Origin of the sequence: Prevotella sp. lc2012, from assembly GCF_900107065.1 — a bacterium.
Taxonomy (GTDB): domain Bacteria; phylum Bacteroidota; class Bacteroidia; order Bacteroidales; family Bacteroidaceae; genus Prevotella.
Map to the genome: position 1 here is coordinate 59,388 of NZ_FNUF01000004.1, position 17,795 is coordinate 77,182.

14 protein-coding genes are annotated in these 17,795 nt (G+C 51.9%); 5 read left to right on the plus strand and 9 right to left on the minus strand.

What is annotated here, in order from left to right; all coding sequences use genetic code 11:
* The first annotated feature begins 79 nt into the window (after positions 1-79).
* Both dnaG and cls read left to right on the plus strand, forming a co-directional pair.
* Positions 80-2,065, plus strand: coding sequence for a DNA primase (gene dnaG, locus BLU99_RS08935; protein WP_091901241.1), 1,986 nt, complete (start codon positions 80-82; stop codon positions 2,063-2,065).
* A 1-nt stretch (position 2,066) separates the two neighbouring features.
* The gene (gene cls / locus BLU99_RS08940; protein WP_091901243.1) at positions 2,067-3,497 is read left to right on the plus strand and encodes a cardiolipin synthase; all 1,431 of its coding nucleotides are present in this window, start codon (positions 2,067-2,069) and stop codon (positions 3,495-3,497) included.
* Here the strand turns inward: cls and BLU99_RS08945 are convergent.
* Positions 3,469-4,077 carry an RsmD family RNA methyltransferase gene (locus tag BLU99_RS08945; RefSeq protein WP_091901245.1) on the minus strand — a complete coding sequence of 203 codons (609 nt, stop codon included), beginning with the start codon at positions 4,075-4,077 and terminating at the stop codon, positions 3,469-3,471. The genes cls and BLU99_RS08945 overlap by 29 nt on opposite strands.
* A 17-nt stretch (positions 4,078-4,094) precedes the next feature.
* Positions 4,095-4,892: a DUF3822 family protein gene (locus BLU99_RS08950; protein ID WP_091901246.1), complete on the minus strand. Its 798-nt coding sequence runs from the start codon at positions 4,890-4,892 to the stop codon at positions 4,095-4,097.
* A 183-nt stretch (positions 4,893-5,075) separates the two neighbouring features.
* Here BLU99_RS08950 and BLU99_RS08955 point away from each other — a divergent pair, with 183 nt between their 5' ends.
* Positions 5,076-6,536, plus strand: a complete 1,461-nt coding sequence (locus BLU99_RS08955) for an ATP-dependent DNA helicase (protein ID WP_091901248.1) — start codon at positions 5,076-5,078, stop codon at positions 6,534-6,536.
* A gap of 39 nt (positions 6,537-6,575) precedes the next feature.
* Here BLU99_RS08955 and BLU99_RS08960 read toward each other — a convergent pair whose 3' ends face one another.
* Positions 6,576-8,786 carry a hypothetical protein gene (locus BLU99_RS08960; protein WP_143065748.1) on the minus strand — a complete coding sequence of 737 codons (2,211 nt, stop codon included), beginning with the start codon at positions 8,784-8,786 and terminating at the stop codon, positions 6,576-6,578.
* 144 nt (positions 8,787-8,930) lie between these two features.
* On the minus strand, positions 8,931-9,338 hold the full coding sequence (locus BLU99_RS08965; protein ID WP_091901253.1) for a DUF4332 domain-containing protein: 408 nt from the start codon (positions 9,336-9,338) through the stop codon (positions 8,931-8,933).
* 164 nt (positions 9,339-9,502) lie between these two features.
* Between BLU99_RS08965 and rmuC the strand changes: the two genes are divergently transcribed.
* Positions 9,503-10,807, plus strand: coding sequence for a DNA recombination protein RmuC (gene rmuC, locus BLU99_RS08970; RefSeq protein WP_255397524.1), 1,305 nt, complete (start codon positions 9,503-9,505; stop codon positions 10,805-10,807).
* Complete coding sequence (locus BLU99_RS08975; protein ID WP_091901255.1) at positions 10,804-11,361, plus strand: 4'-phosphopantetheinyl transferase family protein; 558 nt, start codon at positions 10,804-10,806, stop codon at positions 11,359-11,361. Before rmuC ends, BLU99_RS08975 begins: the two co-directional genes overlap by 4 nt.
* A gap of 23 nt (positions 11,362-11,384) precedes the next feature.
* On the opposite strand, the gene BLU99_RS08980 is transcribed toward BLU99_RS08975, so the two are convergent.
* The 5 genes from BLU99_RS08980 to BLU99_RS09000 all read right to left on the minus strand — a co-directional run bounded on the left by BLU99_RS08980 (position 11,385) and on the right by BLU99_RS09000 (position 17,784).
* Positions 11,385-12,956, minus strand: coding sequence for a helicase HerA-like domain-containing protein (locus BLU99_RS08980; protein WP_091901256.1), 1,572 nt, complete (start codon positions 12,954-12,956; stop codon positions 11,385-11,387).
* A 366-nt stretch (positions 12,957-13,322) separates the two neighbouring features.
* Positions 13,323-14,282, minus strand: coding sequence for a M23 family metallopeptidase (locus BLU99_RS08985; protein WP_091901258.1), 960 nt, complete (start codon positions 14,280-14,282; stop codon positions 13,323-13,325).
* A gap of 157 nt (positions 14,283-14,439) precedes the next feature.
* The gene (gene recG / locus BLU99_RS08990; RefSeq protein WP_091901259.1) at positions 14,440-16,533 is read right to left on the minus strand and encodes an ATP-dependent DNA helicase RecG; all 2,094 of its coding nucleotides are present in this window, start codon (positions 16,531-16,533) and stop codon (positions 14,440-14,442) included.
* Positions 16,534-17,208 carry a 2-C-methyl-D-erythritol 4-phosphate cytidylyltransferase gene (locus BLU99_RS08995; RefSeq protein WP_091901261.1) on the minus strand — a complete coding sequence of 225 codons (675 nt, stop codon included), beginning with the start codon at positions 17,206-17,208 and terminating at the stop codon, positions 16,534-16,536.
* Between the two features lie 6 nt (positions 17,209-17,214).
* The gene (locus BLU99_RS09000) at positions 17,215-17,784 is read right to left on the minus strand and encodes a DJ-1 family glyoxalase III (protein ID WP_091901263.1); all 570 of its coding nucleotides are present in this window, start codon (positions 17,782-17,784) and stop codon (positions 17,215-17,217) included.
* Positions 17,785-17,795 lie beyond the last annotated feature (11 nt).

Genomic DNA, 17,795 nt, shown 5'->3' on the forward strand with positions numbered 1-17,795 from the left:
ATGTTTATGTTGCAAAGATACATATTTTCCCTTAAAGTGAGTGGCACTTTAAGAAAAATTCGTAACTTTGTCGGCAGATATGATAGACAGGGCGACGATAGATAAGATTATGGATGCCGTCAACATCGTGGATGTGGTCGGTGAGTTCGTCACGCTCCGTAAGGCAGGTGTGAACTACAAAGGACTATGCCCGTTTCACGACGACAAGACCCCGTCGTTTATGGTTTCTCCGTCGAAGCAGATCTGTCATTGCTTTGCGTGTGGCGAAGGCGGTAATGCCGTAAACTTCCTCATGAAACATGAACAGATCACTTATCCGGAGGCCTTGCGTTGGCTGGCGAAGAAATATAACATAGAGATTCAGGAAAAGGAACTGACTGACGAGGAGAAGAAGGAACAGAGTGACCGTGAGTCGATGTTCATCGTCAACGAGTGGGCTATGGGATATTTCCAGGATGTGCTGAAGAATGACCCCGATGGTATCGCCATTGGTAAACAGTATTTCCGTAGCCGTGGTATCCGTGATGATATTATCGAGAAATTCAGTCTTGGCTATGCGCTAACAAAACGAGATGCCCTGGCCTTGACAGCACAAAAGGCAGGCTATCAACCGGAGTTCCTTATCAAGACAGGACTCTGTTATATGAAAGGAGACCTGCTTGTCGACCGTTATGCGGGGCGCGTGATCTTCCCTTGGCTGAATGTCAGTGGTAAGGTCGTGGCGTTCGGTGGTCGTCTGCTTGATGCTCGTACGAAGGGTGTACAACAGAAATATGTGAATTCGCCCGATTCTGAGATCTATCATAAGGAACGTGAGCTATATGGACTGTTCCAGGCTAAGAAGGCAATTGCGAAGGAAGATCGTGTGTATATGGTAGAGGGCTATACTGATGTGATTGCCATGCATCAGTGTGGTATTGAGAATGTAGTGGCCAACTCCGGAACTGCTCTCTCGAACTACCAGATTCGACTGCTCCGACGCTTTACACAGAATATCACCCTGTTGTACGACGGTGATGAGGCTGGTATCCATGCAGCCATGCGTGGTACCGATATGCTATTGGCAGAGGGCATGAACATCAAGGTGTTGCTGTTACCTGACGGCGATGACCCAGATTCCTTTGCCCGGAAGCATACGGCGCAGGAGTTCAAGGATTATATCGAGGCGCACCAGACAGACTTTATCACGTTTAAGACGCAACTGACGGTGGAGAACGTGTCCGATCCTGTGAAACGCTCTGAGGCAATCGGTGGTATTGTGAAGAGTATCTCTGTCATCCCCGACCAGATATTACGCTCCACCTATCTAAGCGAACTTTCCCAGCGGATGGGTATCAAGGAGCAGACCCTTCTCAACTCGATGAACGGTTATATACGAAAGGATATCGAGGAGAAAGAGAAGGAGCGTGAACGGGGTAGGGCTGTTGATGGTGTCTCACAATCCTTGTCTCAGGAACAGGGAAACGTAGATTCTCTCCAAACAAATTCCACTTCTCAGGAGTTCATCGGTCTGCATTCTGTCGATGAACAGACGCATGAAGTGGAACGTCTGCTTGTGAGAAGCATTATCCGTGACGGCGAGAAGGTAATCTTCGAGAATGTTGAGACGGAAGACGGCGGAACAACGAGTCTGACGGTAGCCCAATATATCGGTTATGATCTGGGACAGGATGGTCTGAGATTCCATGACGAGCGTTATAACCGGATTTTGGACGAGGCGATGGCACATAGCGGAGATCCAGACTTTAAGGCTGAAACCTATTTCATGCAGCATCCTGATGTTGAACTCAGTTCACTGGCTGCCCGACTCGCCATCGACCGTCATCAGTTAGGTAAAGGGTTCCAGCCCAAGGAACAGAAGGGAACCTTGCGACAGCATGTGCTCCATCTGGTACTTGACTTGCGACTTGACATCATAGAGAAAAGGTTGAAGGATATTCAGCTCCAGTTGAGAAATGTTGGCAGCGACATGGAACGAGCTAAGTCTCTCCTGGAGGAATATCGGGATACGCAGCAATTGCGCGATGCTCTGGCTAAGCAACTGGGAAATGATTTGGTGAGATGAAATGAGTTGGGTAAATGTCATATTCTTGATCTATCAGATCATTGCTATTATGGCGGTGATCCATGTGATCATGGATAATCGACAACCAGCCAAGACGATGGCATGGGTCCTGGTCATCTGGTTCGTTCCTGTGGTGGGTATTGTGTTCTATCTGTTTTTTGGTCTCAACACCCGGAAGGAACGGCATATCAGTGAACGCAGCATGAGTCAGTTGACGAAACGTTCGATGCTGGAATTCGCCGAACAGCAAAACCTTCGCCTGCCCGACAGACATAGACCTCTGATTGATCTGTTCATCAATCAGAACCTTGCGCTGCCCTTCAAGGACAACAAGGTGGAGATATATACCGATGGTTACCAGTTCTTCCCGGCCTTATTGGCGGCCATCCATAAGGCAAAGAGTCATATCCATATCGATATGTATATCTTTGCTGAGGATGCTCTGGGCTGTCTGGTTGCCGACGCATTGATAGCCAAGGCACATGAAGGAGTGGAAGTACGCCTGATTTACGATGATGTGGGCTGTTGGAATGTCAGACATCGTTTCTTTGAGCGGATGCGCGAGGAGGGTATTGAGGTCGTGTCGTTCCTGCCCGTTAGGTTTCCTTCGTTCACAAGTAAGGTCAACTACCGTAACCACCGTAAGATTATCGTTATCGATGGTAGTATTGGCTTTGTCGGTGGAATGAACATCGCTTTGCGTTATGTGAAGGGTACGGGTAGCCAACCTTGGCGCGACACGATGATACAGGTGACGGGTGGTGCTGTCTATGCACTCCAGCGGGCTTTTCTCGTTGATTGGTACTTCGTGGACAGAACCCTGCTCTCAGATCGCAAGTACTATCCTCAACTGTCGTCAGATCGTGGTGTGCTTGTGAACAATTGTCTGGCACAGGTGGTGACAAGTACGCCGGTGACTCCTTACCCCGAAATCATGCAGGGCTTTGTACGTGTCATCCTGGGGGCTCGTCGCTATCTGTATCTGGAGACTCCTTATTTCCTTCCTAACGACTCCGTCCTTTTTGCGTTAAAGACAGCTGCATTGGCTGGTGTCGATGTGAGGGTGCTGTGTCCACGATATAGCGATGCCCGTTTTGTGGAGTGGGCCAGTCGCTCGTATCTGAGGGAAGTGGTGGCGGCCGGTATCAAGGTGAGCTTGTATGAGGAGGGGTTCCTTCATTCTAAGCTGATGGTCTGTGATGATGCCATTACAACTTGTGGATCGACCAATCTGGATTTCCGTAGTTTCGAGAATAACTTCGAGGCGAATATCTTCTTCTACGACGAGGGAATAGCCCTGCGTATGAAGAAGATTTTCCTCCGCGACGAGGAACGCTCTGTGCTTTTGTCCAATCTTCCAGGACGAATGAACGGGGGATTCTTCGTCAGACTATGGGAAAGTGTTACTCGGATGCTCTCCCCCTTGTTCTGAACAAAGAGAAATTGACACTGCCATAACTCCGATGTTCCACGAAGTGCGGATCATTGGAGAAATCTTGATCCTTGCCGTGCTCAAACACGAAGATGCCGTCGTCTTTCAATAATCCTTTCTCAAAGATCAGTCCTGGTATCGTTGGCAGTTCCTTCAATGCATAAGGCGGATCGGCGAAAATAAAGTCGAACTGTTGTTTGCACGACTTGATGAAACGAAAGACATCACCGCGCAGAGGAACAAGGACTCTTCCTACCTCTCCAAGAGGGATGGCAGACTGTGCGTGGCGGTCATCTCCCTTTAGGGTTGGATCCAGCTTTCTCAGGCAGTCCATGATGAAACGGTGGTGGTCGCGGTCAGCTTCTACGCTGATGATATGACTACAGCCACGTGAAAGCAGTTCTAAAGAGATGCTTCCTGTACCTGAGAACAGGTCAAGGGCAGTCGCACCCTCAAGGTCGATATAGCCTGTCAGTACGTTGAAGATGTTCTCCTTGGCAAAGTCTGTCGTAGGCCTTGCCTTAAAGTTCCTTGGAATGTCGAAATGTCTGCCTTTATATTTCCCTGTGATGATTCTCATGTGTCTTTTTCCTCCTTTTATCTTCCTCTGACGAGTAGTGTCATCAGGTCATAAGGCATATCTTTGATCTTTGTGGCAGGTGCCTGAAGGAAGTCTGCCGCTGGGTTGATCACGTAGGTCTTATGCAGGTATTTCTTCAACTCTGCTATCATCCATTCCTGTTCGGGAATATCACCGACGATATGCAGCTCGTCGTGCTCTGCCTCAAGACGAAGCTGTTTCCAGACGTTGAGTATAAAATAGACGGCATCATGTGCATGACTTGCCTCGAAGCTATTGCAGAACTTGAATCGGTTCTGTTGGAAACAGAACACGTCAAGCTGTCTGTCGTGAAAACAGCCGTATAGTTTGTTGCGATGACCAGTGAAACTCCGTTGGTGCAAATGGTGCCAGACAGGAGCCATGGCATGGATGAACTGCACGTCATCGTAACGGTCGCAGATCACACCGCGCAGGTCTTTGTTGATGGCGAAGAGACAGACGGCTTTCAGGTCGGGCAGCACATTGTGCAGCACAACCCTTGGCTCCTGCCCGGCGGGGAAGGCGTGATTGAAAAGCACCTCCTTCTCTTCTTCCTCAAACTGCTCAATAGGTACCAGCATCGAAGGTGTGTCGAGCAGCACTTGGACCCTCCGCATGTCTGCGGCAGTCAGACTGGCGGTCTTGAAGGCCTCACGTAGGTTCGCGGCCATTGAGATGCCACCTTTCACGATATAGGGCTCATAGATGATCGGCCGCTCCGTGTCCGTAGCGTCGAGCATGGTAAACGAGAGACTGTTTCTCCCGATGCGTATGGTCATCTTTCTCTTGTCCATTCTCTATCCGTGGATAATGCTGGCTACACAGATGGCAAGTAGTCCGAGTGCAGTCAGTGCCAGTACGATATTGATCTCTTTGTCAGTAATCCGCATTTGGGTGCAAAATTAATAATTTAAAATGAAAAAATGGAAGAATGGAAGAACGAAAATTGCTTTTTATTATGTACTTTTGCAATTGATATGATCACAGACGAGTTGAAATACCGTGTCAGACAGTCGTTCGGTTTCGTGCCGACATCTGAGCAAGAGCATGCCTTGGATGTGTTCTCCTGTTTTATGACCGACCGCTCCGAGGAGGTGGTGATGATCCTCCGTGGTTCGGCAGGTACGGGTAAGACCACGTTGGCCGGTGCCATCGTCCGGGGAATGATGGCGCTGCGACAGAAGATGGTACTATTGGCACCGACGGGGCGTGCCGCTAAGGTGTTCTCACTGAATGCCGGTCATTCAGCCTTCACCATCCATCGCCGTATCTATCGTGAGAAGACGGCCGATAGTCTGTCGTCGTTTGGCTTGAATGTCAATCTGAACCGCGACACTCTGTTCATCGTCGATGAGGCTTCTATGATCTCCAATGGCAATCATCTTTCTTCCTCCAATTCCGGTCATGCCATAGACTTTGGTAGTGGTTGTCTGCTCGACGACTTGATGCGGTTCGTCTATAACGGACTGAACTGTCGGCTGCTACTGGTAGGTGACAGGGCGCAGTTGCCGCCGGTTGGCGAGACAGAGAGTCCGGCGCTGATGGCCGACGTGCTCCGTGGTTATGGCATGAAGGTCTATGAGTGCGACCTGAACCAGGTACTCCGCCAGAGCGAGACGTCGGGTATCCTTTGGAACGCTACGAAGATCAGGGAAAACCAAGGTCATCTGGTTCTCCCACGTATCCGTTTCAAGGGGTTCGCTGATATCCGGATGGTGCCAGGTAATGAACTGATCGACTCTCTGGCCGACAGTTATAGTAAGGTTGGGCATGACGAGACGATTGTGATCACCCGAAGTAATAAGTGGGCGAATGTCTATAATCAGGGCATTCGTAACAGAGTACTCGACCGTGATGAGGAGCTCTGTCGTGGCGATCTGCTGATGGTCGTGAAGAACAACTACTATTGGACCAGTCCGACTCCTGCTCCTACAGGGGAGGGGACAGAGGTGGTGGCTCCCTCTTTTATTGCTAATGGAGACATCGCTGCAGTGCAACGGGTGAGGAATATACATGAACAATATGGCTTCCGGTTTGCGGAGGTGACGATGCGGTTTCCCGACTACGACGATTATGAACTGACGGCTACTGTGGTGCTCGATTCTCTCACGTCGGAGACGCCTGCCTTGACACGTGAGCAGCAAGAACAACTCTACCAGGCTGTGATGGAGGATTATGCTGATGTCTCCTTAAAAAGCGAGCGCATCAAAAAACTGAAGGGCGACAGGTATTATAATGCTCTTCAGGTAAAATACGCGTATGCCGTCACCTGCCATAAGGCGCAGGGCGGTCAGTGGGCCCACGTCTATCTTGATCAGGGCTATATGACCGACGAGATGCTTACGCCCGACTATATCCACTGGCTCTATACCGCCTTCACACGCGCTACCGAGACCCTCTACCTCGTCAACTGGCCCCCCACCCAGACCAACCTTTGACGCTCGCTCCGTATCTGAGCAGTCATCAAAGAGGCCTAATTATTTGATATTGACATAGCGATAGGATAAGGTGACGTTCTGGTCTTCACCTGTGATGAGGGTGCTCGGAGAATCAGTAGAACTGCTGCAATAGGCTGTCAGACCGCTTTTTATCTTCACGGCCCGATTGAAGGCCTTGGAGCCTTCTCCACCAGTAATTGATGATTGTCCGCCATTGAAAGCCTGAATACTGGAACTGACGGAGCCGTTGATGCCGTTAGCGCCTTTGCTGCCAGTAATATCCACGGTGCCGCCATTGACGGTAAGAAGTCCTGCGGTCTTGAAGTAGATGCCATGACCGCCATTTCTGTCGTCAGAGCCTTCACCGCCTTTAACCGTAAAGGTGCCGTCTTCAACGGAAATGTCTCCCCAGATGGAAATGCCTGGTCTTCCGTCTCTTCTGGTTGTCGCATTACCGCCGGTAACATCTAAAGTGCCGCTTTCGATTTGGATGTTTGCTTTATTCCAAGGATCTATATATATGCCATATCCATCGGCTCCTCCATTCCCTTCACCGCCAATAGCTGTCAATAATCCGCCATCAATGGTGATCTTATCGCCTTTTCCACTTTTGATATGGACTCCAGAGCCAACGGTGCTCTTGGCTGTTACTGAGCCGCCTTTGATCTCTAAGTCAGTATGAGTCAAATTATTGTCGTTATAGAGTAAGATTGCGTCCCCCTTCGATGTAATATTCACCTCGCCATCATAGACGATCAGATGGTTGTATGTGATTCTGATACCACAACCATTGTCGGAGGTTGCTGTGACTTTGCCGTTATAGACCGTGACCGGACCAGAAGAAAGCACCCCCCCAACCAGATAATTGACATTGCTTCTTGCTGCCTTCACTTCTATCTCGCCACCATGAACGGTCAGACCATTTACGGTCATGGCGCTATAATTCGGATCACTCAGAATGGTATTATCAACCGTGAGCTTGCCGGTACCTGCGCTCTGACCGTAAACAGACAGAGTCCCCTCATCTGAATTGGTGATTCTTTTGACGGTCAGTGATGCACCGTCCATCAGGATGAGCTTGACATCGCCAGTGAGGTTCACACCGTTTGTAATGGTGACATCGTCACTGACGACGTAGGTTCCTGTGCCCCAACTGGTAGGACCAGTGCTTGTTACTTTCGTTGCATCACTGGGAATCTGCTCGTTGGTATAAACGTTTTGGGCTGTGTACACACGGTAGGTGGGCAGAGCAACGGTCGACGAGTAGTACTTGCCGTTCTGAAAACCACCTGCGGGTGAGGTCTTCGTGGTGGTGTAGGTCTTGTTGTCGGTGCCCGTAATGGTGAAGATGATGTTGTCGGTTGCCGTCTCGTTGTCCAAAGGATCGAACCGCAAGGCTGCGTAGACGGTGCTGTTGCTGGCAGAGGCGGCAGTGCCGAGGTCGATGGTGATGTCACCGTAGAGGATGGGAGAAGCAGGCATGCTGATAGACGTGCTTAATGTCATCAATGTCGGTGAATATCCTGTCACAAGTTTGTCCTCGCTGGAGTGGATGACGACTTTCTTGACCCCGACACCCGAAGGCAGACCGGTGAAAGTGAACTTGAACATCGACTGCTGGTTATTGAACGAGGCGTTTGTGGTGGTGAGGGCGTAGCCGTCGGTCTCATTGCCTGTGATGCCCGTGACCTGGACGGTGGCGGTGGCATAGTCAAAAAGGCTCAGACCTGCGAGTGTGCCGTTCTGCGTGACACCGAAAGGATCTGTGTACAGGCCCGTGTAGTCGAAGAACTCATTGATGGCCGTGCTATGATACTCTAGGAATATCGTTTCGCCGCCCGTGAGAGAGACAAGCGTAGGATTGGTGGAAAGATCTGGATCCGTGTTGTCATGGAATGACACGGTAGAACCTGTATAGGGCACGAGGTTGACACTGTTGCCATTATTGTCGGGCTTCAGTATCGTCGTGGCTGCCTGGTTGTCGCCTGCGCTGACGATGGTAGCGAAGATAACATCATCGGTGGTGAAGGTGGCGTCGAGCGCCCCCGTCTCACTATTGTAGTTTACGGCGCGGGTCTTTGACAGGTTTTCGCCGAAGGTGGCGGGGATACGGATACTGTAGACGGGAGCTCCGCCCTGTGAGGACTGTTGGCTGGTGGCATCGTCGGTCGTACAGGCAATGAGGCCGATAAGCATGATAGCGACTAAGCACAGTTGGACTGCGTGCAGTCTGTTGTCGGGTTTGGTCATCGTAATAATAGTTGTAAGTTGGTAATCTGGTGTCTGACTACAAAGATACGAAATAATCTGTGACTTTCCTCTTGCCCTTTCCTAAAAAAGGTTAACAATGGTCGTATAAAAAAGAGCCCCGGCAGGACCAGGGCTCTTGGTGTGTTAGTATGTCATTTTCGGCTCAAGCTCCTTGGCCTGGTCGATCATCTTCTGCACCTCACTTACAGCAGGCACGCGGCCACAGATGTGATACTGGGCGTTGATCTCCTCCAGCTTCGGCTGCAAATTCTCTGCTATCCGGTGACGGAACTCCTTCACGGTGTCAACCCCGGCCTTCTCCAGCAGTTCAGAGAACTGCGGACCTACGCCATTGATGCGGAACAGGTCGGCATGGTTTGTCCAGCGGAGGATCAGTTTCTCGGCGATGCCTGTGGCCTCTGCCAGTTCCTTACGTCCCTTAGGGGCGGCACACTTCTCCAACAACTCACTGACCTTGTTGATACCTGCGGCAACTAGTTTCTCTGCGTAAACGTCGCCAACACCTTCAATGTCGATAATCTTGTAATCCATACTCTAATTGTTTTTAGTTGATTGTTAAATAGGATATTACTCGGCAAATATACGAAAATTCTTTTATAATGGATGCAAAGAGCATTTTTTTCTTTAAGTTTTTCATTCCTTTGTATCCTTTGTGGATATTTTTAGCTAATTTTGCCATCAAAATAGTGAGCGTCATGATGATAGCATTATATATACTGATTGGTTTGGTGGTAGGCGCAGTAGTGCTCTACCTCTTCATGGATCGTAAGATGGATGTACTCCGCATTGAGGGCGGAAAGAAGGATATTGAACTGTCGATGCGTAACGAACAGTTGGGTGCGGCCACCAGTCGGGTGACCCATCTGGAGGCTGAGAACAAGATGCTCTCAGCCAAGGCAGAGTCGCAAGGACGGGAACTGGAGCTGGTTAGACATCAGATGGATGAGGAACTGAAACGACATGAGGAGCGGTTTAAGAATATGGCTCAGCAGTTGATGGAGACGAGTGCTGCCAAACTGAAGGAGTCGAATACAGAGACCATGACTGGCATCACCCAACCGCTGAAGGAGGCGATCACGAACATGCAGAAGGCTATCAGCGACAACCAGAAGGAGTCGGCCGCTCATTCGGCATCGTTCCGTGAGCAGATCCGTCAGATGATGGAACAGACCCAGCAGTTGGGCGAGCGGGCAGAGAGTCTGACAAATGTGTTACGCCGCGACAATAAGGTGAGTGGTAATATGGGCGAGATCATCCTTGGCGACTTACTGGCGAGTCAGGGACTCACGGAGGGTATCCACTATGAGGTGCAGGCCCGGTTACGCGACGAGATGGGACGTCCGCTGAAAAACGACGAGACGGGGCGCGAGATGCAGCCCGATGTGATCCTGCATTATCCGCAGGGACAGGACGCTATCGTTGACTCGAAGGTGTCGCTTGTGGCCTATGAGAAGTATGTCAATGCCGAAACACCCGAGGAGAAGGAGCGTTATCTGCAGGAGCATATCAAGAGTGTGCGCAGTCATGTGAACGAGCTGGCTCGCAAGGATTACTCAAAGTATATCAAGAATGGGCGCGACGCGGTCGACTTCGTTATCATGTTCATGCCGTTCGAGTCGTCGTTGCAGTTGGCGTTAGCCAACGACCCGACGCTGTGGCGCGAGGCGTTCGAGAAGAAGGTGTTCGTGACGGGAGAGCAGAACCTCCTGGGTATCCTTCATATGATTCATATCGCCTGGGTACAGAACCAGCAGGCAGAGAATCAGCAGAAGGTCTTTGGACTGGCCGAGCAGTTGCTCGACCGCTTGGGCGACTTTGTGCAGCGCTATCATGAGTTGGGTGAGAAGATCCATAAGGTCCAGGAGGCTTATGATAATGCGAATAACAAACTGATCACGGGACGTCAGAGCGTGGCCCAGAAAGGGCGCGAGCTTGTGGATCTTGGTGCCAAGGAGAATCCTAACCGTAAGATTCCCATGCCGGAGATAGGACTGGAATGATATACGTCAGAGAGGATATATGGGACTTTGATCTCGAGTCGTCGCTGCGGGAGATCTCGGAGCAGCGCCGGGAGCAGGCGTTGAGGTTCAAGCATGAACAAGGGCGCCGTCTCTGTGTACTTGCCTACCTGCTTCTTAAGCAGGGACTGCGTGAGGAATACGGCATCATGGATAATCCTGTCTTTGAATACAACGAGCATGGGAAACCCTTCATCGTCGGTCATCCTGAGATCTTCTTTAACTTGAGTCACTGCAAGGAAGCCGTGGCCTGTGCCATCAGCGACCAGCCGGTGGGTATTGACGTTGAGTCTGTCAGGTCCTATAAGGAGCGTCTGGGTCGTTATACGATGAACGACGAGGAAGTGCGTGACATAGAGACTTCCGAGCAGCCCGATACCACCTTTATCCGTTTGTGGACGATGAAAGAGGCAACGATGAAACTCGTAGGAACAGGTATCAGCAAGGATATGAAGTCGGTGATTGATACGGATAGATATAAATATACCACTGTCGATCGACAGCGGTATATTTATACGGTCTGTTCCTTTCGGTAGTTCCCGGTCCCTTTGGAGAGGGGTTACTTCACAAGGTTACCAAGGATATCACGCGTCAGTTCCTTGGTGATGGTACGGGTGGCAGCGCTGGTGGCATTCTTCACCACACGACCAGTACCTGAGGTCTTCGACTTGGTCTTCTTACCTGTCACCTTGTCACTGATATAGGTGCCAAGGATGGTGGCGAAGGTCGAGGTGACGGCCGTGATGATGGCCTTCATCACCTTACTCATCATACCTGATTTCTTCTTGCCCTCTGTCTTCTTCTCCGTCGAAGCGTCTGTCGTCTCAGCGGACAGTTCTTTTTCCTTCTCGGCTTCTGCTATCAGCACCTCGAAGGCACTCTCACGGTCGACGGGGGTGTCATACTTGCCGTAGATGCGACTCTGCTTGATGATGTCCAGACGCTGTCCTTCGCTGACAGCACCGATCTGTGACAGCGGGAACAGGATCTTCGCGCGCTCCACAACACTGGGAGCACCCTTGGGGTCGAGGAAGCTCACAAGCGCCTCACCGGTCTCCAGATTCATGATGGCCTCGTCGGTCTTGAACTCCGGATTGGCACGGAAGGTGTCGGCGGCCGTCTTCACAGCCTTCTGGTCCTTCGGCGTATAGGCACGAAGGGCATGCTGCACGCGATTGCCTAACTGTCCGAGAATGTTCTCTGGGATGTCGGTCGGACTCTGTGTGATGAAATAGATGCCTACACCCTTCGAGCGGATCAGACGGATCACCTGCTCGATCTTGTCGAGCAAAGCCTTCGAGGTACCGTCGAAGAGCATGTGTGCCTCGTCGAAGAAGAACACCAGCTTCGGCAGGTCCATGTCGCCCACCTCGGGCAGGGTGGAGTAGAGCTCGGAGAGCAGCCACAGCAGGAACGTGGAATATAGCTTTGGCTGCATCATCAGCTTGTCGGCAGCCAGTACGTTCATCACACCTTTGCCACCTTCGGTCTGCATGAGGTCGTAGATGTCGAACGAGGGCTCTCCGAAGAACTTATCCGCTCCCTGACTCTCCAGTTGCAGGAGGGCACGCTGGATGGCGCCGATGCTGGCGATGGAGATGTTGCCGTATTTTGTGGTGTACTCCTTGGCATGCTGCGATACCCAGTCGAGCATCTGTCGCAGATCCTTCAGGTCGAGCAACAGCAGTCCGCGCTCGTCGGCAATGCGGAACACGATATTCAGTACGCCGTCTTGCGTCTCGTTCAGTTGTAGTAGTCTGGAAAGCAGCTGCGGACCCATCTGCGAGATAGTGGCGCGCATCGGGTGTCCCTGTTCACCGAACACATCGAAGAATCTGACGGGGCAAGCCTGGAACTCTGGGTTCTCAATACCAAACTCGGGCAGGCGCTTCTCGATAAAGCCGCTCAGCTTTCCGACCTGCGATATGCCGCTGAGGTCGCCCTTCATGTCGGCCATGAAGCAAGGCACGCCTGCCTGACAGAAGGTTTCTGCCATCACCTGCAGGGTGACGGTCTTTCCTGTACCCGTGGCACCGGCGATGAGTCCATGTCGGTTGGCCATCTTACCTGTGATACTGAGTGCACCATTGGCGCAGTGGGCGATATACAGCCCTCTTTCCTTGTCGAACATAAGATCTATAGTTTAAAGTTTTGGGCAAAGATACGAAAAATCGAGAGCAGAACAAAAGAAATCTTTCTTTTTTTACCGAGATGGAGTATCTTCGTCATCTTTGATGGCCAAGTTTCCCCTATTCACGAATAGGGAGTGTCATGGATAAACGATATCTTCTCAACACATGCTGATGCCTCCTTTAAAAGTAAAACAACTTGTTTTACCTTTAAAGAGACGTCTCCTATGACCTGTAAAGATACCTTCTACGACACCAAAACAACTTGTTTTACTTTTAAGGGAGGTATGAGCTTCACCCGTGGAGATATGGGCTGACATGAAAAAGGCTTCCCGTTAAGGAAGCCTTTGATCGGATGTATGTGTTGATTAGTTGTATTTCAAGATCTGTCCCGGCATCAGACGGATGCTCTTGCCGATACGGTTAAGCTTGCAGAGCGCATCGACTGTGGTGTGACATTTGCGGGCGATGGACTGCAGGGTCTCACCCTTCTTCACCTTGTGGAAGTGTACCTCAGGTGCGAAAGAGGCCGACGGGGCTGCGATAGCCAATTCGGAGTCATCGTCAGAGTCGGCATCGAAACGACCGCCCTTTTTCTTTCCACTGACACCGCGCAGACGAGTGGCTTGTGCCGACTCGGCAGCGTACTTGTTGCGACGGAAGGTGTAGAAGTCGCCCGTCACGTCCTGGTTGCGGAAATCGAACATCAGAGCCGGGTTCAGGGCTACGCCGCAGAGACGTGTCTCGAAATGCAGGTGTGAACCGGTGCTGCGGCCTGTGTTTCCACCGAGACCGATAGGATCGCCTGCTTTTACTTCTTCGTTCTCACGGACCAGCTGCTTGGACATGTGTCCGTAGTAGGTCTCCAGTCCGTTGTAGTGGCGGATGACCACATACTTACCGTAGCCGCGTGGCTCATATTTTACGATACGCACCTTACCGCTGAATGCAGCACGGATGGTGTCGCCGATATATACTTTGATGTCGAGGCCTTTGTGCTGACGGCCCCAGCGTGCACCGAAGTTCGAGGTGATGACGCGGCTCGGGGTCGGCATGCAGAAGCCGCGAAGGTCGATAGTGGCCTCGTCGGGCAGGGTGTTGCCATAATAGTGGGTCGCCTCTGTGTCCCACTCACTATAGAGGTCGCCGGAGGGGTTCTCCAGCATCTCTTGTTCAATCAGTCTATTGAGTACTATGGAGTCAACTGCCTTCATTTTCCGGTCAACCGGTGCCTGACGCGCCAAGAGATCCTGCCCTTGTGAGGGGATCGCCGAGAGTGTCATGAAAGCCATAAAAACAGTTGTCTTAAGAATCTTAATCGTTATCATCCGGGTTTTGGTTTTATCTGCTAAAAAAGCTATAATGCGTTGCAAAGATAGGAAAAAGATTCTGAAAATATGCAGAAATTCGGTTTTCGTTAACATAGTTTTGGGAAGTTTTAACACTTCGTGTGCTGGTTTCGTGCGTATTCAGCAGACTTTTTTCCTAAGAAATGGCAGACCAGTTGATGTTGTCTTTCCGCAATTGTCGCAGTCGGTTCCATAACATCTGGTAGCGCGGAGAGGTGCATTCCGGGTCGTCATCGATGATTTTCTGAGCCTCGTCGCGGGCCATCTGTATGAGTTGACCGTCGCGGGCGATGTCGGCAATCTTCAGGTCGAAGGCCATGCCGCTCTGTTGGGTACCCTCCAGGTCGCCCGGACCGCGCAGCTTCAGGTCGGCCTCTGCGATGCGGAAACCGTCGTTCGTGTCGCACATGATGTCGATGCGCTTGCGGGTGTCTTCCGAAAGCTTGTATGGAGTGACGAGGATACAGAAGCTCTGATCGGCACCGCGCCCCACACGTCCTCTGAGCTGGTGCAGTTGGGCGAGTCCGAAGCGCTGTGCCTCGAGAATCACCATCACGGAGGCATTGGGCACGTTGACGCCCACCTCGATAACCGTGGTGGCGACGAGAATCTGCGTCTCGCCATTGACAAACCGTTGCATCTCCTCTTCCTTGTCTTTCGGCTTCATCTTACCGTGGACCTTGCTCAGTCGGAACTCTGGGAAGGCCTGCTTTAACACCTCGAAGCCGTCCTCAAGATTCTTGAGGTCGCTTTTCGCACTCTCCTCGATGAGTGGGAAGACGATATAGACCTGTCGTCCCTCATGGATCTGTTGCCGGATACCGTCATATAGCGTGGTCATGCGAGAGTCGAAGACATGAGTGGTACGTACAGGCTTCCGACCGGGCGGCAGCTCGTCGATCACGCTCACGTCAAGGTCACCATAGAGGGTCATGGCGAGCGTGCGGGGGATGGGGGTGGCGGTCATCACAAGCACATGAGGCGGGTTCTCACTCTTGCTCCAGAGCTTGGCGCGCTGGGCCACACCGAAGCGGTGCTGCTCGTCGACGACAACCAGTCCGAGGCGGGCGAACCGTACCGTGTCCTCGATGACGGCATGCGTACCCACCAGAATCTGTATGGTACCGTCGGCCAGTCCTTCGAGAATCTCTTCCCGTCGCTTGCCCTTGACGACACCCGTCAGCAGGGCCACACGGATATCCATATCCTTCAGGAAACCCATGATCGTCTGCAGATGCTGTTCGGCCAGGATCTCCGTCGGTGCCATGATACAGGTCTGGTAGCCGTTGTCGATGGCGATCAGCATTGACATCAGTGCCACGAGGGTCTTACCACTGCCTACGTCGCCTTGTAGCAGACGGTTCATCTGTCTTCCTGAGCCTACGTCAACCCTGATCTCTCTGATAACCCTTTTCTGGGCCCCTGTCAGTGGGAAGGGCAGATACTTGTTGTAGAAGGTGTTGAAGACGTCGCCTACCTGTGAGAAGATATATCCGCGGTATTTCCTGCGGTGGTCGCTGGCATACCTGACGATATTGAGTTGCACGAAGAACAGTTCTTCGAACTTCAGACGGACACGGGCCTTCTCCAGGTCCTTGGCGTTCTGAGGATAGTGGATGGTGCGAAGCGCTTCGTCACGTCCCATCAGATGCAGGGGTTGGGTGATGAAGTCGGGAATGGTCTCAGGTAGGGTGGGGAGCTTCTCCAGCATGGCTCTCGTCAGTTTCTCCAGGGTGCGTGAGGAGAGCCCGCGCTTTTTCATTTTCTCCGTCGTGATGTAGTAGGGCTGCATGCCCATGGTGGAGAGCTCCAGTGTGTCTGCCCGGTCGATGTCGGGATGAGTGATGTTGATGCGATTGTTGAAGACGGTCGGTTTGCCGAAGACGATATACTCCTCACCGACCTTGTAGCTCTGTTTGGCATATTTGCCGCCTTGGAACCAGACGAGATCGGCGATGCCAGTGCCATCGGTGAAGTGGGCAACGACACGCTCCTTCCTCGGTCCTGTCTGGAAGGTCTCGAAGCTGAGGATGTGTCCGACAATCTGAACGAAGGGCATGTCACCCGTCAACTCATGAACCGTGTAGACCTTGGAACGGTCGACGTGCTTATAAGGGTAGTATTCCAGAAGGTCACCATAGGTGTGGATCCCAAGCTCGTCGCCCAGGATCTTCTTCCGGTTCGGACCTACGCCCGACAGGTATTGAATGTCTTGATTGAGAATATCCAATTAGTGTTGAGCATTAAGAATGGCTTCCGCCACGATGAGGTCGTAGGGCGTGGTGATCTTGATGTTCTCACGGTTGCCCTCGACGAGTGTAATCTGATGACCATAGCTCTCCACGACAGAGGCATCGTCGGTAAAGCCGTCGTTGTAGGGCTGGCGATTGGCAGCCTTGAGCAGTTGGATGTCGAAGGTCTGTGGTGTCTGAACCAGGCGGTAGTCGTTGCGGGGTACCGTCTTTGACTTCCCATCCTCCAGATGGCGTACGGTCTCGACAACCGGGATGACCGGGATGACGGCCTTGGCTGTGCGGGCTGTCTCGTAGCAGTCGCGGATAACCTCGATGCTCGGGAAGGGACGCACACCGTCGTGCACGCCAACCACGCCTGTCGCATCATCGGGGACCTTTGCGAGTCCGTTCTGCACGGAGTGGAATCGCGTCTGTCCACCATTGGCCAACGTATATTCCACATCGAAACGGTATTCCTCGCAGAGTTGGCGCCAATAATCCTGCTGTGCCTCTGGCAGTACAAGGATAATCTGCAGATCCGCAGCATACGCCCTGAACCTCTCCAGCGTCCGCATCAGCACCGGTCTCCCACCAATAGGCAGAAACTGCTTGGGAATGTCGCCTCCCATCCGCAGTCCTTTCCCGCCTGCCACAATGATAATATAATCCATATCCTTTTATTCCATCAGGTGCTTGAAACGCATGCCTTCGGCAATCTGGTCGGAGGTCTGCTTGTCAACCAACTGGGTGAGCAGTTCGTAGGCGTAGGGGAAGGCAGCGGCCGGTCCCTCGGCGGTGGTGATATTGCCATCGACGGTGACGAGGTCGGCTGTGTAGGTGGCACCGCTTTCTGCAAGCGCCTTCTCGAAGCCGGGATAGCAGGTGGCTTTCTTCCCACTGAGAATACCTAGTGGCGCGAGCACAACGGCCGGGGCAGCGCAGATGGCGGCAATCTTCTTTCCTTTCTCTGCCTGGGCGAGCACAGCCTTACGGACGCCTTCGTGTGCAAACAGATTACTGGCTCCGGGCATTCCGCCTGGTAACATCAGTAGGTCGGCGTCGGCATAGTCGCTGTCGTCGAACTGCAGGTCGGCCTCAATACTCACACCGTGAGCCGATTCTACAAGCGTGAACAATGTTGTGCTTATTGTCACAACCTCCACACCTCCGCGGCGAAGCACGTCAATGGGAATCAGGGCTTCAACATCCTCGAAGCCGTCGGCCAGAAATACATAAACTTTTGCCATGATCTTTTTGT